General features: G+C 56.8%; 22 protein-coding genes and 1 tRNA gene. 14 read left to right on the forward strand and 9 right to left on the reverse strand.

What is annotated here, in order from left to right; translation table 11 throughout:
- Nucleotides 1-29: 29 nt before the first annotated feature.
- From LIO64_RS07140 to LIO64_RS07175, 8 genes are all read left to right on the forward strand, one after another.
- On the forward strand, nt 30-2,780 hold the full coding sequence (locus tag LIO64_RS07140; RefSeq protein WP_290548753.1) for a tetratricopeptide repeat protein: 2,751 nt from the start codon (nt 30-32) through the stop codon (nt 2,778-2,780).
- A gap of 31 nt (nt 2,781-2,811) precedes the next feature.
- A complete protein-coding gene (locus LIO64_RS07145; protein ID WP_290548754.1) occupies nt 2,812-3,645 on the forward strand; it encodes an NAD(P)-dependent oxidoreductase in 834 nt (277 codons plus the stop codon).
- A gap of 12 nt (nt 3,646-3,657) precedes the next feature.
- Nucleotides 3,658-5,220: a hypothetical protein gene (locus LIO64_RS07150; protein WP_290548755.1), complete on the forward strand. Its 1,563-nt coding sequence runs from the start codon at nt 3,658-3,660 to the stop codon at nt 5,218-5,220.
- Nucleotides 5,221-5,596: 376 nt separating this feature from the next.
- Complete coding sequence (locus LIO64_RS07155) at nt 5,597-6,385, forward strand: PEP-CTERM sorting domain-containing protein (RefSeq protein ID WP_290548756.1); 789 nt, start codon at nt 5,597-5,599, stop codon at nt 6,383-6,385.
- 93 nt (nt 6,386-6,478) lie between these two features.
- Nucleotides 6,479-9,850 carry an autotransporter-associated beta strand repeat-containing protein gene (locus LIO64_RS07160; protein ID WP_290548757.1) on the forward strand — a complete coding sequence of 1,124 codons (3,372 nt, stop codon included), beginning with the start codon at nt 6,479-6,481 and terminating at the stop codon, nt 9,848-9,850.
- A 23-nt stretch (nt 9,851-9,873) separates the two neighbouring features.
- Nucleotides 9,874-11,316: a glycosyl hydrolase family 18 protein gene (locus tag LIO64_RS07165; protein WP_290548758.1), complete on the forward strand. Its 1,443-nt coding sequence runs from the start codon at nt 9,874-9,876 to the stop codon at nt 11,314-11,316.
- A gap of 154 nt (nt 11,317-11,470) precedes the next feature.
- The gene (locus tag LIO64_RS07170) at nt 11,471-12,388 is read left to right on the forward strand and encodes a dihydrodipicolinate synthase family protein (protein ID WP_290548759.1); all 918 of its coding nucleotides are present in this window, start codon (nt 11,471-11,473) and stop codon (nt 12,386-12,388) included.
- 17 nt (nt 12,389-12,405) lie between these two features.
- Nucleotides 12,406-13,587 (forward strand): AGE family epimerase/isomerase, encoded by a 1,182-nt coding sequence (locus tag LIO64_RS07175; RefSeq protein ID WP_290548760.1) that lies wholly within the window; start codon nt 12,406-12,408, stop codon nt 13,585-13,587.
- Nucleotides 13,588-14,148: 561 nt separating this feature from the next.
- Here the strand turns inward: LIO64_RS07175 and LIO64_RS07180 are convergent.
- Both LIO64_RS07180 and LIO64_RS07185 read right to left on the reverse strand, forming a co-directional pair.
- Nucleotides 14,149-14,760 carry an aminotransferase class IV gene (locus tag LIO64_RS07180; RefSeq protein ID WP_290548761.1) on the reverse strand — a complete coding sequence of 204 codons (612 nt, stop codon included), beginning with the start codon at nt 14,758-14,760 and terminating at the stop codon, nt 14,149-14,151.
- Nucleotides 14,741-15,757, reverse strand: a complete 1,017-nt coding sequence (locus tag LIO64_RS07185) for an aminodeoxychorismate synthase component I (RefSeq protein WP_290548762.1) — start codon at nt 15,755-15,757, stop codon at nt 14,741-14,743. The genes LIO64_RS07180 and LIO64_RS07185 overlap by 20 nt, the downstream gene beginning before the upstream one ends.
- A gap of 30 nt (nt 15,758-15,787) precedes the next feature.
- Between LIO64_RS07185 and LIO64_RS07190 the strand changes: the two genes are divergently transcribed.
- Nucleotides 15,788-16,408 (forward strand): aminodeoxychorismate/anthranilate synthase component II, encoded by a 621-nt coding sequence (locus tag LIO64_RS07190; RefSeq protein WP_290548763.1) that lies wholly within the window; start codon nt 15,788-15,790, stop codon nt 16,406-16,408.
- Between the two features lie 111 nt (nt 16,409-16,519).
- On the forward strand, nt 16,520-17,656 hold the full coding sequence (locus LIO64_RS07195) for an NADH:flavin oxidoreductase (RefSeq protein ID WP_290548764.1): 1,137 nt from the start codon (nt 16,520-16,522) through the stop codon (nt 17,654-17,656).
- Here the strand turns inward: LIO64_RS07195 and LIO64_RS07200 are convergent.
- The 5 genes from LIO64_RS07200 to ybaK form a co-directional block, all read right to left on the reverse strand.
- A complete protein-coding gene (locus LIO64_RS07200; protein ID WP_290548765.1) occupies nt 17,653-18,585 on the reverse strand; it encodes a hypothetical protein in 933 nt (310 codons plus the stop codon). The two genes, LIO64_RS07195 and LIO64_RS07200, sit on opposite strands and share 4 nt — an antisense overlap.
- Nucleotides 18,586-18,845: 260 nt before the next feature.
- Entirely contained in the window at nt 18,846-19,538 is a 693-nt protein-coding gene (locus tag LIO64_RS07205) for a TIGR02206 family membrane protein (protein WP_290548766.1), read from the reverse strand.
- 12 nt (nt 19,539-19,550) lie between these two features.
- Nucleotides 19,551-20,042 carry a pyridoxamine 5'-phosphate oxidase family protein gene (locus tag LIO64_RS07210; RefSeq protein WP_290548767.1) on the reverse strand — a complete coding sequence of 164 codons (492 nt, stop codon included), beginning with the start codon at nt 20,040-20,042 and terminating at the stop codon, nt 19,551-19,553.
- Nucleotides 20,039-20,755 (reverse strand): glutamine amidotransferase, encoded by a 717-nt coding sequence (locus LIO64_RS07215; protein WP_290548768.1) that lies wholly within the window; start codon nt 20,753-20,755, stop codon nt 20,039-20,041. The genes LIO64_RS07210 and LIO64_RS07215 overlap by 4 nt, the downstream gene beginning before the upstream one ends.
- 96 nt (nt 20,756-20,851) lie before the next feature.
- On the reverse strand, nt 20,852-21,349 hold the full coding sequence (gene ybaK, locus LIO64_RS07220) for a Cys-tRNA(Pro) deacylase (RefSeq protein WP_290548769.1): 498 nt from the start codon (nt 21,347-21,349) through the stop codon (nt 20,852-20,854).
- Between the two features lie 313 nt (nt 21,350-21,662).
- Here ybaK and LIO64_RS07225 point away from each other — a divergent pair, with 313 nt between their 5' ends.
- Nucleotides 21,663-23,084 (forward strand): cytidylate kinase family protein, encoded by a 1,422-nt coding sequence (locus LIO64_RS07225; protein ID WP_290548770.1) that lies wholly within the window; start codon nt 21,663-21,665, stop codon nt 23,082-23,084.
- 103 nt (nt 23,085-23,187) lie between these two features.
- Nucleotides 23,188-23,625 (forward strand): pyrimidine dimer DNA glycosylase/endonuclease V, encoded by a 438-nt coding sequence (locus LIO64_RS07230; protein ID WP_290548771.1) that lies wholly within the window; start codon nt 23,188-23,190, stop codon nt 23,623-23,625.
- A 46-nt stretch (nt 23,626-23,671) separates the two neighbouring features.
- Here the strand turns inward: LIO64_RS07230 and LIO64_RS07235 are convergent, their stop codons facing one another.
- Together LIO64_RS07235 and LIO64_RS07240 are read right to left on the reverse strand one after the other, a co-directional pair.
- Nucleotides 23,672-23,923, reverse strand: coding sequence for a hypothetical protein (locus LIO64_RS07235; protein WP_290548772.1), 252 nt, complete (start codon nt 23,921-23,923; stop codon nt 23,672-23,674).
- Nucleotides 23,924-24,071: 148 nt separating this feature from the next.
- A tRNA-Ala gene (locus tag LIO64_RS07240) sits at nt 24,072-24,147 on the reverse strand.
- Between the two features lie 216 nt (nt 24,148-24,363).
- On the opposite strand from LIO64_RS07240, the gene LIO64_RS07245 reads away from it, so the two are divergent.
- Nucleotides 24,364-24,639: a hypothetical protein gene (locus LIO64_RS07245; RefSeq protein ID WP_290548773.1), complete on the forward strand. Its 276-nt coding sequence runs from the start codon at nt 24,364-24,366 to the stop codon at nt 24,637-24,639.
- A 70-nt stretch (nt 24,640-24,709) separates the two neighbouring features.
- The gene (locus LIO64_RS07250) at nt 24,710-25,324 is read left to right on the forward strand and encodes a PA14 domain-containing protein (protein WP_290548774.1); all 615 of its coding nucleotides are present in this window, start codon (nt 24,710-24,712) and stop codon (nt 25,322-25,324) included.
- Nucleotides 25,325-25,793: the final 469 nt, after the last annotated feature.

Genomic DNA, 25,793 nt, shown 5'->3' on the forward strand with positions numbered 1-25,793 from the left:
GTTACAGTATGTAAACAAGGCTTCTCCTCATGATGACTCCTCTCCCTCTTGGCATTACCCTTGCTTTGTCCCTGACCTGCGGAGCCCTGCCCCTCCTGGCCCAGGTCTCGTATGTGCCGGGACCCATGCCCGTCTCTCCCGGAGCGAGTCAGGATCCCACAGACATGTACCTGGAAGCGTTAAAGCTGGTCACCCAGGCTGCCGGACTGGTGGAAAAACATGACTATATAGGAGCTATCCGTCTTACGCAGCAGGCGGAGGACAAATTTGGACGCTTGGTGAAGGCTTATCCCCAGTGGCGGCCCAACCTGCTTCAAACGCGCCGCCAGCTCAACAGGGAGAATCTGGACAAATGGCAGAAACTGGCCCAGCAGCAGGCCGTCGCCCCCTCAGGCCCCGGCCTGGAGCTGGAACGCCCGGCCGCCGTGCAGCGCCCCAGGCCCAAGCCCAACATCGCCCTTCCACCCGGCTACAAGGGAGTGGAATTCCCTTCCCGGCCCGGAGAATCCCTCGTCAACGCCATTCCGTCCCCGTCCGTTTCCCCCGGAGCGGCTCCGGAAGTGGTGGAAAGCAATTACGAACGCATCCGCAGGCTGCTGGACAAAACCACCATTGAGAACAAGGCCCTGGTGCAGGCTCTCAAGCGCACCCGCAAGGAGCAGGAGGACATTCTGGCGAAACTGGCCGTGGCGTCCGCCGGAGAATCCGTTTACCGGGATGAACTGCTCAAGGTCAAAAAGCAGATGGAGGAGGAGAGAAGCACCAGCAACAAGCTTCTCCAGACCCTCACCAGGCGGGTGGAGGAGCTGGAACAGAACGTAGCCACTCTCAGGCAGGAAAAAGCCCAGTATCTGGCGCAAATCGCCGACCTTCAATTGCAGCTCAAGGAGCACCGGGAACAGCTGGCCAAGGTCACGGACGAGAAAAACGCCCTTCAGAAGGACCGTGACCAGTTGGCGGCCCTGGTGGAACTCAACAGTCCGGACAAAACCAAAAACCTGCTGGACCGCAACCTGACGCTGGCGGCCCAGCTCAAGGACGCGCAGGATAAAATAAGCGCCCTGGAAACAGCCAACTCCAATTCCGAAGAACAACGGAAGGCCAACCTGAAAGCCCTGGAAGAGGCGCGGAACGAATCGGCGGACCTGAAGCAGAAACTGATCGCCATCCGGGATGAAAACATCGGCTACCGCAAGCGCATCACGGAACTGAACACCAAGCTGATCAATGCGGACGTGGAACTGTCCAAACTGGAAGCCAATCCAGAAAAAAGCCCCTTGTTGGTGGAGGAAAACCAGCTGCTGCGCTCCACGATAGCCAAGCAGCTCCGCATTCTTTCCGTGCAGGACCAGAGCCGCTCCCTTCTCATCAGCACTTACAAGCGCCTGCACCAGCAAAACCCGGAAACGGCGGAAATTGCCGCCCTGATGGACAATGAAGAAGCCATCAAGCTCACGCCGGCGGAAAAGCAGATCGTCAACGCCATCGCCAGTGACAACAAGATAGACGTTCCGCTGACAGACCAGCAGAAGGAAAAGATCAACAAGCTGGCCATGGCCCTGTCCGCGGAACGCGACAAGGCCGCCCAACTGGCGAAGGATCTGGAACTGGCGCGCAGCCAGACGCAGGCAAAAACGGCCAAGTCCGCCAAGAATGACAAGGAGCATGCGAACGCCCTGGCCCAGGCGCAAAAGGCGCTGGAACAGAAAAACCTTCAAGTGGAGGAACTCAGCCGGCAGATGGACGAACTGAAAACCCGGTTTGCCGAACAGGCGCGCCTGGCCGCCATCTCCACAGGGTCCATCACCCCGGATCAGGAAAAAATGCTGAACCGGAGCTTGGAAGCCACGGTGCGCAGGAAGCTGGAAACGGAGGCTCTGGGACAGGGAGCGGCAGAAGCCTTTGCCAAAAAACGCTACGCCGCCGCCGAACAACTGTACCGCACCCTGCTGGACTTACAGCCGTCCCACGTTCCGGCCCTGGTGAACCTGGGCACCATCCTGCTCCAGCGCAACAAGGCGGACGAAGCCATTGAATACCTGAAAAAGGCTACGAAACTTGACGCCGCTTCCTCCCCGGCATGGTTCATGATGGGCGTGGCCCAATACCGCGCCGGCCAGGACCAGCAGGCCATCGCCTCCCTGACGGAAACCATCAGGCTGGATCCGGCCAATGCCCCGGCCCTCCTTTACCTGGGTAATCTGGAAACCAGCGCGGGCAATTATGAACAAGCGGTGGGCCACTTTGAAAACGCCCTGAAAATCCAGCCTGAATCGCCGGATGCCCACTTCAACCTGGCCTGGACTTATTCCCGTCTGGGACGCACGTCCCAGGCCCGTAAAAGTTATGATGCCGCCATCCGCTGCGGCGGCCTGCCGGACTCCGACCTGGAACTGGCCATCAACGGCACCACCACCCTTCCCCGCAGAAAGCAGGAAGCGGAAAAGGCCGCCACGCCTTCCGCCAGCGGGGACGACATGCACCTGGCCGCAGCGGTAAGCGATCCGGCGGCCATTCCCCATGACGCCTATGAAGTTCCCGCCCATGTGGCGGAGGATCCCAATGCCGTGGAAAAACCCTCTCCGGGCCCCAAGCAGATCGTCGTCAACCACCGTCCGGAATCTGAACCCGTCTCCCTGGCCTCCCAGGTAAGGGAAACGGCCTCTGTGGCAGCCCCCGCACCGGGGAAGCCGGAGACCACGGCCGCCGCTGTGGAACAGCCGAAGCCGGAGAAACAGGAAGCCCCGCGCAGGAGAGGCCGCTTCCGCATAGGCTCCTGATGATTTCATCCTCCCCTGCTGAAAAACCGCCATGTATCAAGTTTCCATTTTAGGCCTGGGCCTCATCGGCTCAAGAATTGCACGCCACATGACCGGCCTGGGCGACCAGGTTACCGTCTGGAACCGGACTCCCCGGGAGGACTTTCCGGAAGCAGTCCCCACGCCGGCGGATGCGGTACGCGCCTCCAAAATCATCCAGCTCTATTTAAAGGACAGGAACGCCTGCCTGGAAGTTTTTGAACAAATGAGAGGAGCGCTGACCCCGGAACACATCGTCCTGAACCACTCCACGATTGATCTGTCCACTGTCGGAAAGCTCTCCCTGATGTGTTCAGCCATCGGCTGCACGTATGTGGACTGCCCGTTCACCGGATCCCGCCTGCCTGCGGAAAAAGGGGAGCTGGTCTATTATGTGGGAACGGATTCTTCCACCCTGGACCGCGTGCGCCCCTTCCTCCAGCACAGTTCCCGGGACATCCTGCACCTGGGCGGCGTGGGAGCCGGCACCGTGGTCAAGCTGGTCACCAACATGGTCTCCGCCACCATGGTGCAAAGCCTGAGCGAAGCCCTGGCTATCACCCAGGCATACGGCATTTCTCCGGAACTCCTGGGACAGGCCATCTCACGGAACGTCATCGCCTCCCCGCTGGCGGCCTTCAAGCTGCCCCTGATGGCAGAGCGTGACTTTTCCACCCATTTCTCCCTGGACAACATGCGGAAAGACAGCATCTACGTCCAGGAACTGGCCGCAGAAAAGGGAATCCACCCGCCCGCAGCGGCCCTGGTTTCCTCCATCATGGGGAAACTGTGCCGTGAAGGGCATGCGGAAGAAGATTTCGGCTGCCTGGCGGAGCAATTTGATTAACCTTTCCAGTTGATGAAATTCAGAGGAACATGCGTTATCCTGCTGCTGTCCCTTCTCCTGCCTCCCTGTTCCTACGGGCAGGAAAAGGAGGGAAGCAAAACCGCCACGGAAGCGGCAGAACAGCCGAAGGAGGAAACGCCCACCGTTCCCGTACCGGATGCGCGGCCGATAGATGACGCCTCAGACCGTCCGGTTTTGCAGGGCAGTTCCAATGCCAACCCCGTACCCAATGGGCCGCAAAATTCAGCCGGCCTCCCCGCGGCAATGGAAGAACAGCCCATCAAAAAACAGCCGTTCACCAGCGTGTCCTCTTCCAAGCAATTTCACGTCATCGGACTGGATTCCCTGCTGGCCGGGGCCATTGCCACGCGGGCGGATGCCATACGCGCCGCCCTGGTGAAAATCCTCAAGCAGCCGGACGAATGGAAAAATAAAATCATCATCCGCCTGGTAGGAGAACCGGGGAGCCCGGTTCCGGCCAATCCCATCCGCACGCAAACCCTGATTGTAGGCAATAACCTCTCCTACAACATTTTTATTCATCTGGGCCGCGGCATTAACCAGGACAGGCTGCGCCATGCCGTCGTTTCCACCTTGCTGTATGAAATGATGCTGCGCACCGTGGACCCGGAAGGGCTGCCGGACAAGGTTGCACTGCCCCCCTGGCTTATTGCCGGGCTGGAACAGGCCGTCCTCTGGCATCAGAATGAAGCTGACCGGGCGATGTATTCCACCCTGTTCCAGCAGTCGGGCATCATGACCCCGGAAGAGATCGTGAACTGCCGGGAACCGGAAAAGGAACTGGATGCCACGTCCTACGCCGCCTATCAAACTTCCTGCGGGGCCCTGGTGCTCTGCCTCCTCAACCAGAAAAACGGCCCGGAAGGGATGAAACAGCTTCTGGATCAGGCCATTCTGGGCAATGATGATCCCAAAAACCTCATCAAACGCCATTTTCCGCAGCTCAGTCTGACCCCCTCCTCCCTTCATAAATGGTGGACGCTCCAGCTTTCCCGCATGGCGACGCCCCCCGTGACGGAAACCCTCACGATCACGGAAACGGAACGGCACCTTCAGGAAGCCCTCACCCTGGTCAAATATGATCCGGACACCCGGACCACCACCACCTTTCCCCTGGACGACCTGGAACAGGCGAATGCCCTGACTGACCTGAACAGGCAGCTTGCCAACGTATCCAGCAGCCTGCTCAACCTCAGCCGGTGTTCCTTCCCCGCCTACCGTCCCGTCATTGTGGAATACGCAAAACTCGTCGCCCTGATGCAAACCGGGAAAATCAACGGCCGGAAAGCCGCTCCCAAAATAGGGCAGCTGCGGGAAATCAGGGAACTTTCCATGAAAACCGCCCGGCGCGTCCGGGACTACATGGATTGGTATGAAATCAATACGCGGTCCGGAACCGGCAAGGCGTTCGCCTCCTATGCGGCAGCAGTCAAACTGCTCCGTGAACAGGACCAGCCGGCCAATACCCCCATTTCCCGGTATCTGGACGATATTGAAAAGTTGTACACTCTTCCGGCGAAGGCTCCCGTTCCTTCCCTGCATGTAAAGGATTGAACCGCCGCATGGAACGGCCATTCCTTTCCAGATGAAGCTCCTTTCCTCCGGGAAAAGCGGCATTCATGCATTTCCATTAAAAGACGGGTTGAGTTTCCCCTATTTTGATCTATCCCTGATTAACCAGATTACTTTATTTTTCATAATCTGATCAGGCAGAGCGGGATACTTCCGCTGCGGATTTACAATCCGGAAGTCAACTTATTTTTTTAAGTTCAAGAAAGTAACAACAAATATTCCTACATATAAAGTAGGAATAAAGAACACCGCCTAATACGGAAACCTTATTTATTTATAAGAAGTTATTGAATTTGAGGCAGTCTTCCGGATTGTAAATCCGATACTGGTTTCGTTCAGTAATTATTTTAATAAATTCATGAAATCCTCTCTGTATCTTGCGATGTTCCTGCTTTGTTCGGGATTGGGGGCTCAAGCTGCCACATTGAAATATTTTTATGATTTCAACAAACTTAACGGAAGCCTGTCTTCTTTAAACGACAATAATCTGGCCGGGCCGAATGCGGGCAGCGCCACGTTCAGCGGATCAGGCTGGATGAATTATACCAATGGTTATGAAGGCCTGGGCTATGACAGCCGCACGAACGGCGGGCAATTGACGCTGGGCTCCTCCAGTACGGGGCTGGGGCTGAATGCTACGGAAGGGTTCAGCCTTTCCATTGCCGTCAAGGACTACTCCCCCGGCAATACCGCGTCCACGGCTCTATGGAAAAGCATCCTGACCTTCACGTCCGGCAACAGCCAGAACATGTACCTCCAGAAGGATTCCGGTGACGCCTCCGCCGCCGGGGCATGGGCGGCGTATTGCGGCGGAAACGTGGGCAACTGGGCCAACCTGGCGATTTCCAAGGATTCCTTTGCCAATATCATCATCACCTTCCAGAACGGGGACTTGAACATTTATCTGGATGGCCAGCGTAGAATCACCGCTTCCGGCGTCAATTTCACCGGAGACGTGCAGTCCCTCAAGCTGGCGTCCACCGCCAATACGACCATGGATGACCTCCAATTATACTCCGGCGTCCTGAACAGCTCGGAAATTGCGGCCCTGGCCGCCAACCCCGCCCTTCCCGTTCCGGAACCCGCCACGGCCACATTGAGCCTGCTGGGCCTGGCCTCCCTGGGCATGATGCGTCGCAGAAGCTAACCTGAAATTAATTCATGATTTTTTAAAAGGGAAAGCAAGTTAGTTCTTGTTTTCCCTTTTTTATTCAATAATACCCTATTTATCAGAAACTGCATGAAAATTACCGCACTATTCTTCGGCGTGTTTGCCGGCTGCCTCTCTTGCATCCCGGCCCATGGCTCCAATTACATCTGGAATGGAGGAAACGGAACCTGGACGGATTCCGGAGCGTGGGAATTGGACGGCTCCGCCGCCGACTGGAACAATGGAAACACCGCCCAGTTCCAGACGGAATCCACCATTACGGTCGAAAACGGGATCATTGCCTCCGGACTGCTTTACGACGGAGCGGCCCTCACCTTCAACGGAGGCTCCCTTACCCTGACGGGCGCGGCTGCCGGAAGCAATGGAGGTTCCGCCGCCTTTTCCGGCACCGGCCTGATTCTGGACGCCCCCGCTGCGGAGGATTCCTATGAAGTCCGGGATACCAGCCTGACCGGCTCCTCCACGCTTACCAAGACAGGCGCGGGAACAGTCACCCTGGCGGGAACGCATACGGCCAGCGGCACGTGGAACATCAATGCGGGCACGCTGGTCTTCACCGGGGAAAGAAACATCACGGCTACTGACAACAACCGGATTGACGGAAAAATCAACATCGCTTCCGGGGCCGTGCTGGACGCCAGCAACGGCCGTCTGTTCCATAACGGTGTCTATACCGCCAATTACCAGTCCCCCACCATCACGCTCAGCGGCGGAACGCTTAAACTGAATCAATTCGGATATGACTCCGCCTCACTGGGCAAGCTGCACAATAATTTTTACGCTCTTAAATTCGCTTCCGGCACTTCCAGCTGCATCGTCATTTCCCAAGGCTATGAATCCGGAGGAACGGCCAGCCGCGGCATTTACATTTCCGGCTGGGGAACCACGGCCGTCATTGAACTGGGAGCCAACCAGAGCCTTACATGGAATTCCTCCAGTGCCCAGGACGTCATCGTCTGTGAAACCGGAGCCGGCAGCGCCCTGGAACTGGCCATTGGAGAAAATTCCGTACTCTACTTCAACCAGGTCTTTGCCAATAAAAACACGTCCAACGAATACGGTGACCCGACCACCGGCAATTTTTCCGGCCTGAGCCTGATCAAATCCGGAGCCGGGGAGCTGGTCATCAAAAGGGCCAACACGATTTCCTCCGGGCGCACGGTTCGCGTGGACGCAGGCAAGTTGACGCTGGACGTGGACAACGCCTTTGGCAACGGCGGCAATCTGGGCAATGTAAGCATTGCTTCCGGAGCCCTGTTCTCCATGAACGGCCATACTCTTTCCAACGTCATCGACGTCCAAAACGGAGCTACGCTGGACATGGGCGGCAGCGCCTATGCCAGCATGGTCAACTGGCATGAAGGCGGCATCCTCCTGAATACGGAGAACAACAAGGGCACGCTCAACATCATGACCCGCGCAGCCCTGGAACTTGGCTCCAAGGCATGGGCCGGGAGCGTGCTGACGGATACGGATACCGTCTTCACCCTCACGGCGGACCAGAATCTGGGCGCGCTGGGGGCAAACGTCAACTGCTGGGTAGGGGGACGGGGGTATAATAACGCCCTCCAAAGCATCACCTTCACGGGGGACCATGAAATCAACATGGACAACTATGGAGCCAAGTGGGCCGTCATCCTCTCGGAAAACGTCACCTTCCAGGACATCGGGAACCTGACCTTCTCCAACAATGCCTCCAACATGGCCGACACGGACGCCCTTTACGGCGCGGGAGCCATTGCCGCCAACGATACGGTCAGCTTCAGCAGCACGGGGGCCCTTACGTTCAACAACAACAGCGTGAGCGCCGATGGCGGCGCTTCCGGTGGCGCCATTTACGCCTCCGGTGGAGCCTCCTTTATCAACACGGGAGCCATCAGCTTTTCCGGCAACTCCGCCATGACGCATGGAGGGGCCATTTACACGGGAGGCACCACGGGCAGCCTGATTTTCTCCGACATTGCGGAAAACATCTCCTTCACCGGAAACACGGCCGGAGAAAACGGCGGAGCCATCAATAACGACTATGAAACCGTGGAATGGTCCAACGTGGGCCATGTCACCTTCTCCGAAAACATCGCGGAGGCAGGTGCGGGCGGCGCCATCTGGTCGGGAGGCGACGTAACGGTAAACACGGCCGCCTCCTTCAGCATGGCGGGCAACGAGGCGCGGGACGGAAGCGGTGGTGCCATTTATTCAGACGGCAACGTCTCCTTCTCCGGAGTGGATTCCCTGACCTTTTCCGGCAATCATGCGTACACCTCCGGAGGCGCGATCGGAGCTTATGGAGACATCACCGTCTCCGATTCCGGAACTGCCTCCTTCTCCGGCAATACGGCTTATGAAGGGGGTGCCCTGGACGCCTATAACGTCGTCATTTCCGGCAATACCGGAACGGTGCTGTTTGAAAACAACAGCGCGGAAAACGCAGGAGGAGCCATCAACGTGCAAGGTGGCGGTTCCGTTGCCCTGACGGCAGACCAGGCGGACATCATTTTCCGCGGAAACACTGCCGTGAACGGGGACATTTACAACGCCATCCATTTCAACGACGGTTCCATGGCTTCCTTCAACGCGGCGGACAACCGCCGGGTCCTGTTTGAAGACGGCCTCAGCTCCCAGGATGAATCCGTCGTGGACATCAGCATCAATGACGCTGCCGGATCCGGCGGTACGGTCGCCATGTCCGGAGCAAACAGCCAGTCCGACATCCGGGCCAATACGACCGTGTACGGCGGCACGTTCTCCGTTACCAACGGAGCAAGCTATGGCTACCGCTCCGCAGACTGGAGCACGGAAGAGGCGCGCACGTCCTTCACGGTCAACGGCGGAACGCTCCACATCGGGGAACAGTCCACCCTGAACGCGGCGGACGTGAGTCTGGAAGACGGCACGCAACTGTCCGTCATGGGCACCGGCAGCTTGAACGCAGACACGGTGACGCTGGGGAACAATGTCTCCATCCTTGGAACGGGTGAAGGCATCTTCTCCATGGCGGCCAACGCCATTGACATGTCCAACGGAATCACCATTGACCTTTCACGGGGCTCCATGGTAGGCTTGGAACTGCATGCAGACACCCTGGCTCTGGGGGGCACGCTGACGCTGGGCGACGACCAGGTGGATTACACCGCCGCCATCTGGCAGAGCGACCAGTCCTACCTCGTCATGGATGCCTCCGGCGTTACCAGCATGGACGGAACCTTCTCTGAAATCCTTTCATCCCTCTCCAATTCCAGCACCATCACGGTGGGGAACCTGGGGCTGGAAGGCTATGACCCAGACCTGGAACTTGGCCGTTGGGAACTGCGCTGGGATGACGGCAACGCCCTGCATCTGGACTGGATTTCCAACGGCCTGGTAGTCCCCGAACCCTCCACTTCGCTTCTGCTCCTTCTGGCGGCCGGCGGCCTGCTTGCCGTCAGGAAGCGCACCATCTGAAAAACACTCACCTTTAATCAAACATGAATCCTATTCTTAAAACCGGCATGTGCGTCCTGGCCCTTGGCCTGTCCGGCGCAGCTCCGCTGCACGCAGCTTCCGCCACGGCGGCCTGTGAACAAACGCACTCCATCCTGTATGCGGGGGCGGCCAACCAGGCTATCATGAAAATCAAGGTGACCGTCACGGAAACCAACCAGATCCTGAAGGGAATGACCTTCTCCATGGCTGGCACCTCCTCCATCTCCGACATCGCGAAAGCCCAGATTTTCTACTCCGGTTCCACTCCCTACTTCTCCCCGAACGCGGAGCAGATCAACCGCCGTGCCGTGCCCGTCCTCAATGCCATCTCCAAAGGGGCCAAAACCTTCCAATTCGAGGGGAGCCAGGCTCTTTCCGCAGGAGACAACTACTTCTGGCTGTGCGTGGACCTCATCCCCCGCGCACGCGGCTTGAACAAGGTGGACGCCTCCTGCACGGGCGTCGCCCTGCTGGAAGATTCTAATGTAGCGGTCGCCAACCCTTCCCCGGAAGGCTGCGCGGAGGTATACCCCTACCAGTTCCGTGTGGTGCCCTACTACCGCAACACCAACCTGATGCAGTGGAATCCCAACCAACTGACCGCCCAGCATTTCAAATCATTCACGGACCTCATTTACTTCAATGTAGGCTGTGATGCGGACGGGAACCTGACGGGACAAAACAACACCCAGTTCCTGAACGGCCTGGACAAGCTCAAGAACCTGCGCGGAACGGCGGGCAGCAAAATCATTCTGGGCGTGGCCCATTGCGATGCCGGATTGACGGCTTTTACGGGGAATGCGGAAAAGAGGAGCCAATTCGCCCGGCAGCTCGTTTCCTTCGCCAAGGAAAAGGGCTTCGACGGCATAGACATTGACTGGGAATACCCGGACAATAACACCGAATGGTACAACTTCTGCCTGCTGCTGGGGGAAGTGCGCTCCGCCATGGGAGCCAGCGGCATGTCCCTGAGCGCGGCGATCAATCCGTATTACCTGGCTCCCACCAGGGAAATGATGGACCTGCTGGACTTCGTCAACGTCATGAGCTATGACCGCGGCGGCCAGCACTCCACGTATCCGGACATGCTCACGGACATCCAGTCCATGCGGGGGAAAAATGTTCCCGACTGTAAAATCGTCGTCGGCCTGCCGTTTTATACGAACGAAACCCGCTCCAACCGCAACTGGGATGCCCAGAAAGGCTACTCCAACGTTATTCAGCTCTATCCCAACATTGCCCCCGGTACGGACCTCTGCACCATTGACGGCCAGCAGCACTACTTTAACGGCATCACCACCATTAAGAAAAAATGCCAGTACGTGAAAACCCAGAAGCTGGGCGGCGTGATGATCTGGTGCTATGATGGCGATTTACTGCTGACGCATGCGAAATCCCTGGCTAAAGCCATGTACACGGTCATCAAGCAACAACCTGTCCGCTAACGCCTTGAAGCGGTCTTTCCTCCGGCGCGCATTTCCTTCTGGGAAATGCGCGTTTTTTTATGTGGTCTTTTTTGATTCAGAGGGATTCAGGGGTTGTCTTTCACAGCATGATTTGCAATCATTTCCCCGAATCATTTTCATATCACTTTACAATATGAACACCTCATTGAAACTCCACGGCCTGGTGGCCGCCGTACACACTCCGTTCAAGGCGGACGGTTCCCTGAATCCTTCTAGCGTTGACGCCCAGGCCAAACTGCTTGCCTCCCAGGGCATCAAGCTCGCTTTCATTACCGGCAGCACCGGGGAATCCTCTTCCATGCAGCTTGCGGAACGCAAGGAAATCTACTCTGCCTGGAAGGAAGCCTCCGCCAAGTACGGCGTGGACGTCATCGCCCACACCGGTTCCAACAGCGTCTGGGACGCCCGTGAACTGGCCGCCTTTGCCCAGGAGTGCGGCTTTGTGGCTACCAGTTCCCTTGCCCCCTCCTATTACAAGCCCGGCACCGTCCAGCGCCTGGTGGAATGCTGTGCCTTTGCCGCTTCCGGAGCTCCCGACCTGCCCTATTATTATTACGACATCCCCGTACTGACGGGCGTGCGTTTCAATCCGGTGGATTTCATCAAGCTGGCGAAAGAACAGATCCCGAACTTTGCGGGCATCAAATTCACCAATCCCGACCTGGCCCTGTACCAGACCACGCTGAATTACGACAAGAACGTGGATATTCCCTGGGGCGTGGATGAATGGTTCACGGGGGCCCTTTCCGTGGGCGCCAGGGGAGCCGTGGGAAGCTCCTTCAACTTCGCCCCGGCCCTGTACCAGAAGCTGATCAAATCCTTTGAAGAAGGCGACGTGGAAACGGCTCGCGACTGCCAGTGGAAATCCGTGCAGATGATCAACATCCTGGCCTCCAAGGGCTACATGGGCTGCGCCAAGGCCCTGATGGGCTGGCTGGGCGTCGACCTGGGGCCGGCCCGTCTGCCGCAGGGCAATCCTACCGCGGAGCAGCTCAAGGAACTCCGGTCCGAGCTGGAAGCCATCGGCTTCTTCCAGTGGTCCATGAACTAAATAGCTTTCCCCCTTTTATGGCTGCAACACTTGATCTGCCCTCCCTGGGCGCATTCTACCGCCGCCAGCTTCTGGAAGACGTTCTGCCGTTCTGGTTCCCCCGTGCTTACGATGAAAAGAACGGGGGGCTTTACCACTGCTTTGATGCGGACGGCACGCTGGTGGATACGGATAAATCCGTCTGGGCCCAAGGCCGCATGGCCTGGATGCTGCTGACCCTGTACAACAGCATTGAAAAGAATCCGGACTGGCTCAAATGGGCGGAGAGCGCCCTGAACTTCCTGGCGATCAAATGCGTGGACCCTGCCGACGGACGCATGTATTTCCATGTGGAGGCGGACGGCACCCCCATTCGCAAGCGCCGCTATGCCTACAGTGAATCCTTCGCCGCCATCGCTTTTGCCGCTCATGCAAAAGCCGTTGGCAGCGAAGAATCAGCAAAGGCCGCGCGCCATTGGTTTGACATTTTCACGGACATCTGCTTCACGCCCGGCAAGATGGTTCCCAAATTCACCGGAAACCGCCCCACGACGGGACTGGGAACGCGCATGATCACCCTGGCCACCGCCCAGGAACTGCGCAAGTACCTGGGTGACGAGGACGGCTTCTACACCGGATGGATCGACCGCTGCATCAGCGACCTGCGCACCCTGTTCATGAAACCGGAGATCAAGGCCGTGATGGAAGTGGTGAGCCCTGACGGCGCCATCATCGACCACTTTGACGAACGCACGCTCAATCCCGGCCACACCATTGAGGGCGGCTGGTTCGTGCTGGAGGAAGCCCGCTACCGCGGCAATGATCCGGAACTCATCAAGGTGGGCTGCGACATGATTGACTGGGCTTTCGCCCGAGGCTGGGACAAGGAAAACGGCGGCCTGCTCTACTTCACGGACGTGTACGGCAAGCCCGTTCAGGAATACTGGCACAACATGAAATTCTGGTGGCCGCACGACGAAGCGCTCATCGCCATGACGCTCGCCTACAAGCTCACTGGGGAAGAACGCTATGCCATCCGCCATGACATGGTGCACAACTGGGCGTTCTCCCACTTCCAGGACGCGCAGCACGGCGACTGGTTCGGCTACCTGAACAAGGACGGCTCCAAGGCCAACACCCTCAAGGGCAGCCTGTGGAAGTCCTTCTTCCACCACCCCCGCGCCATGTGGTTCTGCGCCCATTACTGCGGAGCCATTTAAGGAAAAATAAAACAGCTTCCTTTCCATCGGCCGTCCCGTGCTTGCGGGACGGCCGCTTTTTTATTCCGGTCTAACCAAATCCTGTGGCAGTTATGCAGGAAAACCTTCTAAAAAGCCGCAGGCCTCCTGTGTGGCGGCCAAGTCAATCATGGACGAAGTGCATGCTTTCTCTTTTTTCTTTTTATAATCCTTCGCTAACGCTCAAAATTTTTATTTAATTGCCGCAAAGGCTTGCGGCTTTACCTTTTGACAAGGAACTGGGAAACGGGTTGATACAGATGGACGGGAGAAAGTTTTTCAAGAAAGCTTTTTTTACAAGGGCCGGGAGGCCCTTGTTCCCAGTGCAGACACTGGAAAACGCAGTGGAAGAACATATTCCCCACAGCTTGAAAAACGGCCACCTGGGAACGAAGGCCTCCCGGCCTTCGTACATGAAATTCCTCTGAATCAAGCGAAGGACTTTTCCTGAAAGAACCGGGAAACCGTGGAAGGACATGTCTTCACAGCTTGGACAAAAAGGACTGAAGCCCTTCCCCCTTCATAGTCAGCCTTTTTCCGCAGTTACAGCAAAATATCCTCCGTCCGCACCACCACATCGCCGGGGTCCAGCATGGCGTTGATCAGAGAACAGAAACGGAATTGTTTGATATCCTCCGCTTTCAAGGGGCGTTCTGCAATGGCCCCCTCTGCCAGCAGGAATGCGCGCTTGGTGCCCGGAAGCAGGAAAGTTTCCGGCGTCACCCAGGAAGAACCGTCCCCGAACACGACGTTGCTGTACCGCGTATCCGTCACCAGGCCATGCTGAAGAATCAGCGCCTCTTCATCCGCTCCCAGCCCCTTCCCGGCAGCTTGCAATTCCTTCCGGTCCTCCCATTTGCAGGAATAGTCCAACCGGGGAATTTCCACGCACGCCAGCCTTTTCACAGGCCTGGGACGGTAAGGCTCAAAAGAAGGCCGCCGCACCCTGCCCCGCGTATCATACGTGATATGGCATTTGTAAATGCCGCGCCCTTCCGGACCGGGACAGGCCGTCAGTACGGAAGCCAGATCCGGAACGGTGCCGCCTTCCTCTCCATAACGGTTCATGGCAGCTTCCATTCTCCATTGGTGCCAGGGCAGCAGCTCGGGGCGCCCATCCTTCCACTTGATGGTTTCAAAAATCAAACGGCACATAAACTTTGGCAATGGTTTCCCGGTATTCATCCTCCATGCGGCTCATGACGGTGATGCCGCCGCCGCTTTTATACAGCAACCCTTTCCCATTCTCTTCCATGAAGCGGATGGCGACGGCGGAATCCAGATCCCGCCCGTTGAAAAAGCCGAACACGCCCGTATAAAATCCCCGTTCCATCTCTTCCGCCTCCGCAATGGCACGGCAGGTAGCCTCCTTGGGCGCCCCGGTCACGCTTCCGGCGGGCAGCAGTTTCATCATGACATCTCCCAGCCGGGAACGCCAGTCTTCCGGGAGAATGCCTGAAATCTCGGAGCTGCATTGCAGAATGGTCCTTCCGCGCGTTTCCACGGGGCTGATGTAGCGGTAGCGCTTCACCTGGACGTCAGCCGCCACCATGGAAAGATCATTGCGCATCAGGTCCACAATGGTGGCTGATTCCCGGTTCTCCTTCTCATCCGTCTCCAGCCAGAAATGGGCTTCCGGCGTGGAGGCGTCCGCCGTTCCCTTCATCGGAAATGTGGAAACGGACCGCCCGCGTACCGTGACAAACGGTTCCGGGGAAAAACAGACGCATCCGCGGCCATGCACGCCGGGAATGCGGGCGTCCGCCCCCAGAAGCATCCGGTAGGGAGCGCGGGCAAACCGGAACAGGTGGCGCAACGTCAGGTTGGTTTCCACAGGAGTGGCCACGCACAGGTTCAGCAGGTAGGAATCCCCCCTCAGCAAATGATTCCGGACAGAGGCGAAGGATGCCGCATACCGGGACAGGGAACAAGGGCAAGGAGTAAAGCATATCCTTTCCGGAAGCGGAGGGCTGTCATTCTGGCTTCCCATATTCCCCAGAGGAAGCGAAAAGGACGCACGCCGCTCTTCCCCGCCCGCTGCGGGGTCAAACAGCAGGTTGTGCTCCAGGTCATGGGATATTACGAAAAAGAACGGGCGTTCCGCACTACCCAGGGCATTCATGCGGCGGATGGTCTCTTCCCGTGTGTACATTGGCGGAAATTACTTTATCATGCACGCGCCATGAGTCAACCGAACGTCTGGATCATCGACCACAGGGATTCATTTACATGGAACCTCGCGGAACTGGTCAGGGTGACGGGCATGGCCGTGCCGCGCGTGGTTCCCAATGACGCCCCGGAACTGGAACAGGCAGTCCGGACCGGGGAAAAACTCATCCTCTCCCCCGGTCCCGGCATGGTGGGGGACGCGTGCCACCGGGCAACCCTCCGCCTTCTGCACCGGCTGCCGCCCGCCACTCCAGTGCTGGGCGTGTGCCTGGGACATCAACTCCTGGGCGTCCGCTTCGGGGCGCAACTGGAACACCTTCCCCACCCCCTTCACGGAGCCAGGGAATCCATCCGCCGGGTGGAACCCTGCCCCGTTCTGGGCGGACTGCCGGAAGAATTCCCCGCGGGGCTATACCATTCCTGGCGCCTTGCCGCCGCCCCCTGGCCGGAGGAGCTGGCCGTCACGGCAAGGGATTCCCGTGGTAATGTGCAAGCCATCCGCCACAGGTCACGCCCCCTTTACGGCATTCAGTTTCATCCGGAATCCATCCTGACGCCGGACGGGATCACCCTGCTCCGGAACTTCCTGTCCCTTCCGGGAAATGATGGAAAGCCACCTGAACCAAAGGATTAAATTCACGGAAAGCAGCCCCAGGGATGAACGGGAGGGAACCGTAAAGTGTCTCATTCCTGTACCATCCCGACGTCTTTCCGGGATGTCTCAGACATAACGCTCTTTATCCTCATGAACGCACAGGACGAACTCAAGATCAGGGACGTGGAAATCCTGTTCCAGCCTTTTCATTCACGCAAGCTCAGCACTCCCACCCGCATCGTCCTTCCGGCCATGACCCGGGGATTTTCCCCCGGCGGGGTTCCCTCGGACCAGGTAGCCGCCTATTATAAAAGCCGTGCCAAACATGAAGTGGGGCTTATCATCACGGAGGGAACCTTCATTGACGAGCCCAGCGCCTCCCCTTCCTCCAATTATCCCAACTTCTTCGGCGGCGCCTCCCTGCGGGGATGGAAAAAGGTGGTGGAAGCCGTTCACGCCACGGACTGCAAAATAGCCCCCCAGCTATGGCACGTGGGCATGGCGCGCCCCTTCAAGGGAGAAAACCTTCCCAATCCGGAATTGCCGCCCATCGGACCTTCCGGCATTGACGTGAACACGCTGGAACAAACGGCGGAACCCATGAGCATCGCCAAAATCGAGGAAGTCATCGACGCTTTTGCCCGGGCGGCGGCGGACGCCAAACGGCTAGGGTTTGACGGCGTGGAGATTCACGGAGCCCACGGCTACCTGATCGACCAGTTTTTCTGGAAGGAAACCAATAGGAGAACGGACGAATACGGAGGGGACCTGGTGGGACGCACCCGTTTTGCCAGCCGCATCATTCATGCCGTGCGCAAGGCGGTAGGCAGCCAATTCCCCATCATCTTCCGCTTCTCCCAATGGAAAACAGGCCATTACGACACCAAGCTGGCGGACTCCCCCGTGGAACTGGAAGATTTTCTGACTCCCCTGACGGAAGCGGGCGTGGATATCTTTGACTGCTCCACGCGCCGGTTCTGGGAACCGGAATTTGAAGGATCCCGCCTCAATCTGGCAGGCTGGACCAAAAAGCTTACGGGCAAACCCACCATTTCCGTCGGCTCCGTGGGACTCAACCGGGAGTTTACGAATGTTTTCGACGGGGGTCCGGAAGCGGAAGCCGCCAGCATCGAGCCGCTTGTAGAACGGATGCAGGCAGGCGAGTTCGACCTTATCGCCGTCGGCCGCGCCCTGCTGGCGGATGCGGAATGGGCGGAAAAAATACACCGCTCCCGGGAAAAGGACATCCACCTGTTCACGAAGGAAGACCTGAAAACGCTGAACTAAGGACGTTCAATCAACCGGAGGATGACGCGCTTCCATGCTCCGGTACAGGAGAGCCCATACAGCATGCCGCTCCTTCCCAGCAGGCAGCGCACCCAGGTGGTCCAGTCCTGGGGATCGGTCGCATCCCGGCACACCATCTTTTTCCGCCCTGTATCATAAATGCACCAGCATTTGCTGACCAGCGTTAGAGGCCTATTCGTCACAACCAGTATTTTCCGGTCCGCCAGCCACCGGACGGAGGCTATCGTTGACATGGCATTGTCGTACGGCGCTAGTTCTTCCAGGGAACCGTCGGAAAGAGAGACAATGCCCAAATAAAGAGATTCTCTCTTTTCTTGTGTTCCGCGCCTGTACAGGACCGGCAGTTTGCCGTTCCGCGCTTCCAGCGCACATTTCACCATCCGTAAAGAATCATCATTCTGCCTGACGGCAATCCTTTTCATCTCCTTTATTCTGCTCCCGTCCGGAACGAATACATCTCCGCCGTCATTGAATAAAAAGAAGTTCTCCCGCATGGACACTTTTTCCATGAAAGAAAAACGATACTGCGCGGACTGTTCCTTCGAAAATCCGCACCGCCCCTTCCGCACCTCCGGAGGCAGAGCCACAGGGTTAAGATGACGGAAAGACTGCTCCGGCAGCTCGGGAGGATTCAACTCAAACATCTTCCTTCCATTCATCATGTAAAGGTGGTCCTTGGGAGAACGCAGAACCTTCATGAAAAACAGGCTGCCTTTGTCCGGATTGTCCGGTCCGGCCACCGCATAAAAGGAGGAGGCCTCCCATGGATGGGCATCCAGGTTATCTATCTCTTCCTCATCCATTTGCGCCACATCCACCACTGGCCCCGTCTCATCAGGAAGGGCAGGCAGGCAACCATATGCCAGACAACAGAACAACAGGATTCTTTTCTTCAAACAGGAATGCATGCTCAAATGGGAAAAAGGGGGTCTCCAGGCACGGACCGTGTCCCTGGCGGGAATCCGGCCAAGGATGGACTCTTGCGGAAAATGGAGCAACACAGAGCCCTTCCTTAATTTTTCTCCTGATAACAGGTTCTCCTGCAAAAATCAACAGGTATTTCCACAGACCGGAACGTCTAAGGCAGAAGAACCGGAAACAATAAAAAGCCCGTGATCCTCCCGCATCTCACCCTCTCTGAGAGTGGAAATTTCCACTGGGAACGGACCTACTTTTTCCTGGGGCGGACAGTCAGGTACAACAGCCGCAGGACGATCAGTACAGGAACCTGAAGCGTCAGGAAATACCACGGAGCAGTTCCGAAATATTCCAGCACGGTCCCCGGCGGAGCATGCCGCGTGAACCCGTAATTCGTTCCCAGCCAGATATTCACGGGGATGATCAGAAGCAGGTACGCATCACACAAAGCCAGCGTTTTCATATCGTCCCAGGGACGGGCGCGCCACTGCAGCACCACGGGAATATAAAGAGCTGAAACCAGCAGCAGGCCGTGCCCTACGAAGAAGGCAAAGAAGGCGCCGGAGGGAAACCCCTCGTACAGCATGGGCGTGATCAGCCCCTGGATGCTGGCGGCCAGCACGCCGAAGTAAGCGACGGCGCACGCCCAGGGTTTCCGGTACCACAGGGCGATGAAGCAAACCAGCGTCATCAGGCTGCAAAAATGCAGGGGCAGCCTGTCCTGCCAGGGCTCCCAGTGTTCCCGGACGATGCGTCCGAACGTTTCAATCAGAAAAGTCAGAAGAAAGACGGCGCCCAGCGCTTTTCCGATCTGCACGCGCTTTTCCATCCGGAGCTTCCGGCAGCCCCATAGGAGAACCCCGGCGCACAGCGCCACCACGCCAAGAGCCATCCAATGGGACAGGCTCCAGCGGATAAACAGGGGTGCGGAATATTCAGGCATAAAAATAATTCCTCAACAGGCCGGAGGCGGTTCCGGACACATATGAAGTTTGCCGCTGACGGACTCCACCCTGAGGCGCAAAACGCATACGGCGCGGACCATGCCGGGCGTAAAAGCGGCGTTCCTCCCCGTCTGGTGCAGCATGATGCGGTTTAAGGCATGCATCTTCTCCCCGTCCTCCCGGAGAAATTCAACAACGCCACGCCCCATCACGCAGCCATAGGCATAACTGTACCCGCACGGGGTATCCGCCTCCATCAGCGCATGGTCGCCGTCCATTTCAAAGGAAACTTCCGGGCGGCTTTGCAGAATATCCAGCTTCCTTCCCTCCCTGGCGCAGTGGAAAAACAAATTCAGGGAGCCGTCCCGCTCTTCATAACCGAAATTCAGGGGCACTACATAAACATCCCTGCCGTCCCACAATCCCAGGCGGCACACCTTGAACCGCGCTATCATCTCCAGCAGGTCCTCCCGCCGGGTTATCTCCCTGTCTTTTCTCCTCATAAGCCGGCTCCCTCCATCCATTCATTCATGCAAAGCGCGGCGCGATCGGCCAGTAAAGCCCCGTGCCGGACGGACGCCGCACGGAGTCCGGGAATATCCGTTCCGGCGGCCATCAACTCACAGGCATGCCCGGTCAGCCACTCTTCCATCCGCGCAACGTCCGCCTCCGGATGAAACTGAAGGGCCAGGGCGTTATTCCCGACGCAAAAAGCCTGATGGGGCGTGATCTCCGTGGACGCCAGCAGGCGCGCTCCGGCCGGCATGTCAAACGTATCCCCGTGCCAATGGAGGACGGGAATGCCCTCCAGATGGCGGAGGGGGGACAAACGCCCTGCTTCCGTCAGGGAAACGGCGCCCCACCCTATTTCCCTGGCCGTACCGGGATAAACCCGGCTGCCAAGGGCATGAGCCATCATCTGGGATCCCAGGCAGATGCCCAGCAAAGGCCGTTGACAGGCCAAACGACTGCGTACCCAATCCAGTTCCGTCTTCAAATAGGGATAAAGCTCCGTATCCCCCACCCCTACCGGTCCTCCCAGAACGACGCAAAGATCGGCCGCCAGCCACTCCTCAACGGAAAACCAGGGAAAGCCCGGCTGGGCGTACCGGATTTGGAAGCCTCTGTCCCTGAGCAGGGGTTCCAGGGTGCCGAGATCTTCAAAAGCCACATGGCGCAGGGCCAGGCAGGTACGGAAAGATGAACGGCTATTCATGGCGAGGGAGAAGGGACTGCAACAGGAATATAGAAAAAAATCCTCCGGGAAAAGCTTTTTACCGCTGGAGACTCCGCATTTCCGGAACAACGACAATCATGTCGGGGTGGGAATCTCCGCCACCTCCGCAAAAACGCCCTCCGCCGCACGGCATAAATCCAAGGGACTCAGCTCAATCTGGCTGCCAAGCCTGCCTCCGCTCACCACCATCTCCGGCAGGGTCTCCGCACTGGAATCAATCACTGTGGGATACTTCCTCTTCATCCCCAGGGCCGTACAGCCGCCGCGGACATATCCGGTCACTGCCGTGATATCCTTCACGTGAATCATGGAAAGGGCCTTGGCCCCCACGGCGCGCGCCGCCTTCTTCAGGGAAAGTTCCGCCCCAATGGGAATCACGAACACGTAATACTGCCGCGGAGCCCCCTCCGTCACCAGCGTCTTGTACATCTTCTCCGTCGGCAGTCCCAGAGCCTCCGCCGTATGCCAGGCATCCACAAACTCATGGCATTCATAGGAATAATGCCTGTAGGCAACATGCAGCGCATCCAGCAGACGCATGGCGTTCGTCTTCACCTCCTTCTTTTTGGACATAAGCTTGAAACGGAATCTCCCTGCAACATAGGAAAAAAGCCCCCTTGTGACAAGTCCGGCCCCTTTCCCTACCTGCGGAAAAGCGGACATGATACGGACATCCCCGCAGAAAAGAACGCAACGGCTATGAATCCACACGCCTCCCATCCACCAGGCGGTCTGCCCCCTCATCTTCCCCTGCGGAACCTGCTCGTTAGCGATACTTTCATGAAATTGTACCAAGAGAAGCAACGCGGAAAGAGGAAAGGAAAAAACATCCTGCCCCACCGGAACCCTTGACTTGACGCTGACAAAAAAGCTACCATCGGCTAGCATGGCAGATCATCACGTACGGAGAAGCATTGGGGAACACATCCTGCGCGGCTTCCTCCTGATCGTGGCGCTCTTCATCATGTCCCTGGGAATCGCCCTGTCCGCCAAGGCAAATTTGGGCGTCTCCCCCATTTCCTGCACGCCCTATGTACTCAGCCTGGCGCTCCCATTGACCATGGGAACCGTCACCATCCTCATGCACCTGAGTTTTGTCGCGGTGCAGGCGGCCCTGTTGAAAAGGCAATTCCGTCCGGTGCATCTGCTCCAGATCCCCGTAGTGTTTATCTTCGGAGCACTGACGGACTTTTCCATGTGGCTGATGTCTTCCCTGGAAATCACCGGATACGTCTGGTCCATGATACTCTGCCTGTTAAGCTGCCTGGTCATCGGCTTCGGCGTCTTTCTGCAAGTCAAGGCGGATGCCGTTCTGCTGGCGGCGGAAGGCATGAGCCTGGCCTTCGTCAAACTCTTCAAGTGGGAATTCGGAGCCGTCAAAACCAGTGTGGACTGCACGCTTGTCTGCATCGGCCTGGCCTTTTCCCTGCTGTTCCTGCCGGAATTGGCCGGCATACGGGAAGGAACCATTGTGGCCGCCGTCCTGGTAGGCATGATCGTCCGCTTCTTCAACAGGCACGTCTTCTGGCCGGACAGGCTGCTGGAACGGCTGGCACGTTCCGGTGCGGCAGGAGAACTCCTCCCGCTGGCACAGACTGCCGCCTACGAACCGGACGCACCGCTGGTCATCTCCATTGACCGGGAATACGGCTCCGGAGGCCATGCCATCGGCAAAATGCTGGCGGAAAAGCTTGGCATCCAATTCTACGACTCGGAACTGGTCTACCTCACCGCCTCCCAAAGCGGCCTTACTCCGGACTACATCCGCAAGCATGAACAGCAGCTCACCAGCCGGTTCCTGCATGAACTCTACGCCCAGAACTATGCCTACACGGCGGAAGAACTGCCTCCGGAAGATGCCACTTTTCTGGCCCAGAGCAAAGTTATCCGGGACATCACGGCCCGGCAGGCCTGTGTTATTGTGGGCCGCTGCGCCAACTTCATCCTGAAAGGAAGGCCCAACCTGTTCAGCATCTTCCTGCATGCCGATCCGTCCGTGCGCATGCAGCGAGTTATTGAAAACTACGGGGTAAATCCGGCCCGCGTCGCCAAAACCATGGATACCATGGACACCCGCCGCCGCATCCACTGCCAGCACTACACCGGGCAGGAACTTGGCAACGCCCGTCTTTACGACCTGTGCGTCAATACGTCCGACTACGGACTGGAACGCACGGTGGAACTGATTCTGGAAGCCATCAATACCAGAACGGAGCAATCCCCCGCCGCGGAAACGGCACCGGCCCAAAAACCAGCTCTTCCGGAGCCGGATGCGGAAGGCATTCAGGGAGAAATCTCCCTGGCCTGATGATGATTCAGGAGGGCCGGAATATCATTCCATTCCAGGGTTTCTCATTTTTCCGGACGCAGGGAAAATCAACGCAGAGTTTTCTCTCATGGTCCAAACTTCCATGAGACTCTGGTCCCTCCACCCTTCCTACCTGGACTCCATCGGCCTGATTGCCCTGTGGAGGGAAGGCTTGCTGGCCCGGAAAGTGCTCATGGGACAAACAAAAGGCTACGTACATCATCCCCAGCTTCTCCGATTCCGGGAAACGCCCCATCCTATCCAAACGATAGACGCCTACCTGAAAGCCGTCCATGACGAATCCGTCCGCCGAGGCTACAGCTTTGACTTGAATAAAATTTCTCCCTGCGAGAGCCAGCCCCCTTCCCGTATCCTTCTTCCGGATAAACAGCTGGAATACGAATTCCAGCATCTCCTGAATAAACTCAAGAAAAGGTCTCCTCACCAATATTCCCACCTGTATCCAACCGACCTCATTCTACCTCATCCTCTCTTTCAAGTGATTCCAGGAGACATCTGTCTTTGGGAAAAGCAATCGTGAAATCAGAAATTAAATCTTTATTTCAAAATGACAGAATTTATAAAAACTACATAATTTCCCATATTCCACGAGGACTCATTGGAGTACCATGTGTATTTTCCTTGGTGAATGCAGGTTTCATTCTTCCTTGATGTCGAAGTTGTGTGGCAGCCCATCTGATATCGTAATTCCATGTATAAAATATGTCATCAGTAAGAGATAATTCCTTACCATGTTTTTCCCAAAATTTTTTAAATATAGACATCATGGTGGCTTTACCACCTAGTTCAACTATTATTTTGTAAAGAAGATCAGGCAAATCATTCCGTTCCATTATTACTGTTTATATCAATTGAAATTGTCTGTCAAATAAAACAGATTGATTCAAGATAAGAACATATTAAGGAAAACTCAAATAAATCTAACCATGGAAAAGGCCTGCAAGAATTATCTTGCAGGCCTTTATTTGGTGGAGCATAGCGGGTTCGAACCGCTGACCTCCTCAATGCCATTGAGGCGCTCTACCAACTGAGCTAATACCCCTTGACTTTCGTCTTGGTGCGTCCTGTTGAGGACGGAGGGAAATTAGCATTATCATCATGGATGCGCAAGCTTTTTCTGCAAAAAAGATGCCCAGGAATGATTTTTTCTGAAAATTCAGGACCGTAGAACAAGCAGGCCCCGCATGATCGGAAATCAGGACAGCCGGAACAAATGTATTTGAATAAGATTCATTCCTGTTTTACCTTTCCATAAACAATGAAACGGCTCCTTTTCCAGCACCGCATGCTTTCCGCTTCCGCTCTGGCGGCTTTTTTCCTGGCCGGCTCCCTCCATGCCCAGGAGCCTCCCGCAGCCGCTGAACAGCCGATACCAGCGGAAAACGGCGGCCTGTCCACTCCACGGCGGGTTGCCGGCCTGGGCGTACTGGCGTTCCTGATCGGCTGGATGATTTGGAGAAGCGGCTCACGCCGCCAGAAGAACGTCAGCGAAGATCAGGAGATTCCCCATGATGACATTGAACCCCGGGAATGACGCCGTTTTTGAAAGGTTGCCCCTGTCTTTGCCGTAGTCGTTGCAGGGAGTATCCCCCTGCCCCATTCCCATGAACATTGTTTTATCCATCCTGAGCCTCCTGTGCGGCGCCATGCTGACGGAAGCCCCTCCCGGCTCCTCCGGCGCGGCGGATCCGGCTCCCGGCGTAGCACAGGAATTATGGTTCGGCATTCCGGGGGGATCGGTAAGGGATTTAACGCACGGGAAGGTTTTTGAAAATCCGGCATCGTCCGTTCACAAAATCACCAGCCTGGATGTGGAAAACCTGGGCGACCAGTATGGAGCCCGTTATTCCGCCCTGCTAAAGGTGCCGGCAAGCGGGAAGTACCGCCTTTACCTGTCTTCGGACGATTCCTCCGAGTTATGGCTGGGCAAAGACGCCACCCAGAAGGACATGACCTGCATCGCCACCGTCAAAGGATATTCCGATCCTCATAATTGGAGCAACCAGCCCAACCAGGCTTCCGATCCTATTCAACTGGAAGCAGGCAAATTTTACTTTCTGCTGGTGATTCACAAGGAGGACGGAGGCCCAGACCATATGTCCGTCGCCTGGTCCGGACCGGACATTCCCGCCCCTGTCGTCATTCCTTCCACAGCCTTGTTCGTTCCTCCCGGGATCTTGCCGGAAGACAAGCCCCAGCCGCCTAAAAAAGCTGATTGAGGGGCGAGGGTACATTGCTCCGGACGCTTCCTCCATGTTTTCTCACGGCATTTTTATTGATTATCAGGAGGAAAGAGCATTGTTCATGCAGTTCCACTGACGGGAAAGAAAATGATTTTTCTACCCATCGTAAAAACCGGGCCTCCCCTCATCAGGGAAGCCCGATTTTTCTCGTCGTATATCATGTAGTTAATTGAAGCGGCTTGGCAATAAAAATGCCAAAACACCCACTGAAACCAACTTAGCGGATTTGGAATCCGGAGTCAACGGAAAAATCTGGGGAAAAGTTGGTTAGGGACAATAGGGGAATATAGGGATGATAGGAATGACAGGGAGCGGCAAAATTCCCCTATACCCCCTATCACCCTCATGTTCCCTATCATATGCATTCTTCACGGCAGCGTTAAGTGGTCACGGATTCCAAATCCGTCTTCCATCCGGTGGATTTAGGAGAGTTTATTAAGTTGTC

It is taken from the genome of Akkermansia sp., assembly GCF_020860705.1.
In the GTDB taxonomy this organism is placed as follows: Bacteria; Verrucomicrobiota; Verrucomicrobiia; order Verrucomicrobiales; family Akkermansiaceae; genus Akkermansia.

Coding starts and splice junctions, on each gene's coding strand:
- LIO64_RS07190 (WP_290548763.1), top strand. CDS start 15,788: ATGAGTCAACCGAACGTCTGGATCATCGACCACAGGGATTCATTTACA.
- LIO64_RS07230 (WP_290548771.1), top strand. CDS start 23,188: ATGAGACTCTGGTCCCTCCACCCTTCCTACCTGGACTCCATCGGCCTG.
- LIO64_RS07175 (WP_290548760.1), top strand. CDS start 12,406: ATGGCTGCAACACTTGATCTGCCCTCCCTGGGCGCATTCTACCGCCGC.
- LIO64_RS07180 (WP_290548761.1), bottom strand. CDS start 14,760: ATGTGCCGTTTGATTTTTGAAACCATCAAGTGGAAGGATGGGCGCCCC.
- LIO64_RS07225 (WP_290548770.1), top strand. CDS start 21,663: ATGGCAGATCATCACGTACGGAGAAGCATTGGGGAACACATCCTGCGC.
- LIO64_RS07200 (WP_290548765.1), bottom strand. CDS start 18,585: ATGCATTCCTGTTTGAAGAAAAGAATCCTGTTGTTCTGTTGTCTGGCA.
- LIO64_RS07245 (WP_290548773.1), top strand. CDS start 24,364: ATGAAACGGCTCCTTTTCCAGCACCGCATGCTTTCCGCTTCCGCTCTG.
- LIO64_RS07195 (WP_290548764.1), top strand. CDS start 16,520: ATGAACGCACAGGACGAACTCAAGATCAGGGACGTGGAAATCCTGTTC.
- LIO64_RS07140 (WP_290548753.1), top strand. CDS start 30: ATGATGACTCCTCTCCCTCTTGGCATTACCCTTGCTTTGTCCCTGACC.
- LIO64_RS07205 (WP_290548766.1), bottom strand. CDS start 19,538: ATGCCTGAATATTCCGCACCCCTGTTTATCCGCTGGAGCCTGTCCCAT.
- LIO64_RS07160 (WP_290548757.1), top strand. CDS start 6,479: ATGAAAATTACCGCACTATTCTTCGGCGTGTTTGCCGGCTGCCTCTCT.
- LIO64_RS07145 (WP_290548754.1), top strand. CDS start 2,812: ATGTATCAAGTTTCCATTTTAGGCCTGGGCCTCATCGGCTCAAGAATT.
- LIO64_RS07170 (WP_290548759.1), top strand. CDS start 11,471: ATGAACACCTCATTGAAACTCCACGGCCTGGTGGCCGCCGTACACACT.
- LIO64_RS07150 (WP_290548755.1), top strand. CDS start 3,658: ATGAAATTCAGAGGAACATGCGTTATCCTGCTGCTGTCCCTTCTCCTG.
- LIO64_RS07185 (WP_290548762.1), bottom strand. CDS start 15,757: ATGTACACACGGGAAGAGACCATCCGCCGCATGAATGCCCTGGGTAGT.
- ybaK (WP_290548769.1), bottom strand. CDS start 21,349: ATGTCCAAAAAGAAGGAGGTGAAGACGAACGCCATGCGTCTGCTGGAT.
- LIO64_RS07210 (WP_290548767.1), bottom strand. CDS start 20,042: ATGAGGAGAAAAGACAGGGAGATAACCCGGCGGGAGGACCTGCTGGAG.
- LIO64_RS07215 (WP_290548768.1), bottom strand. CDS start 20,755: ATGAATAGCCGTTCATCTTTCCGTACCTGCCTGGCCCTGCGCCATGTG.
- LIO64_RS07155 (WP_290548756.1), top strand. CDS start 5,597: ATGAAATCCTCTCTGTATCTTGCGATGTTCCTGCTTTGTTCGGGATTG.
- LIO64_RS07250 (WP_290548774.1), top strand. CDS start 24,710: ATGAACATTGTTTTATCCATCCTGAGCCTCCTGTGCGGCGCCATGCTG.
- LIO64_RS07165 (WP_290548758.1), top strand. CDS start 9,874: ATGAATCCTATTCTTAAAACCGGCATGTGCGTCCTGGCCCTTGGCCTG.